The following is an 886-nucleotide window of genomic DNA, read 5'->3' as shown; positions in this document are numbered from 1 at the left end:
CTGCGACCTCTGGCAGCGCCGGCCGCGAGTCGGCTGGCTGCGGTCGGCGCACCAGCCGCAGTGACATGCCGCCCTCGCTGAACTCCATCTCGGCCAGATCGGAGGCCGCCATGGCGCCAATCAGTGACTTGATACGATCGAGATCCATGCTCCGGCCGTCCGTCGAGGTCGGCGCCCGCGGCGTCGCGCCTGTCCACGAACGCTACTGCCGTCGGTCTTCGTCGACCAAGACGGTTTGGCTTTGCCCATATAAGAGAGCGCTATGACGCTTTCTGCGCCCGCTCCTCGGCGACGACGACGTTGCCGGGCAGCCCGGCCACGAGCTCGAGCAGGATTTCCTTGATCGCCTGGGCCGGCTCCGACAGCGGTAAATGATCGGACTGGCACAATGCCAACGGCGCCTCGATGATCGGATCGACGATGCGGGACTGCCAGCCGCCGCAGGAGGCCGCCACCTGGCGGGCCATCGATTCCGGCAGGATCGTCGCGCCGAGCCCATCGGCGATCACCGCCGTCAGCGTGCTCGCCGACTCGATTTCGGCGACGACCTTCGGCGCCTGGCCGATCGCCGCGAAGGCCTCGTTCACCATCTTGCGCACGACGTTGTAGGGACGGGCGAGATAGAGATCCATGTCGGCCAGCGCCGGCACGCTGATCTCGCCCGGCGGGGCCATCATGCTGGCGGGTCCGACAACGTAGAGCTGCTCGCGCAGCAACGGCACGAACGAGAGGCCATGGACGGCCGTCTTGCCGCCGTAGAGCACGGCGAGATCCATCCGTCCGTTCATGACGAGCTCCGAGAGCGTCGTCCCGTAGGTCTCGTTGAGGTAGAGCAGGATGCCGGGGTGGCGGGCGCGCACGGTCCGCAGCAGCGGCAGCGCGAGTC

The 886-nt window shown here is 67.7% G+C and carries 1 protein-coding gene; it reads right to left on the bottom strand.

The features are described from left to right. Positions 1-260: 260 nt before the first annotated feature. A partial coding sequence (locus tag MOV75_RS39920) for a LysR substrate-binding domain-containing protein (RefSeq protein ID WP_247008346.1) occupies positions 261-886 on the bottom strand: 626 nt, incomplete at its 5' end.

Origin of the sequence: Bradyrhizobium sp. PRIMUS42, from assembly GCF_023006515.1 — a bacterium.
Classification (GTDB): domain Bacteria; phylum Pseudomonadota; class Alphaproteobacteria; order Rhizobiales; family Xanthobacteraceae; genus Bradyrhizobium.
Note: the sequence above shows the minus strand (reverse complement) of the source record. Positions and strands in the feature narration are given on the sequence as shown.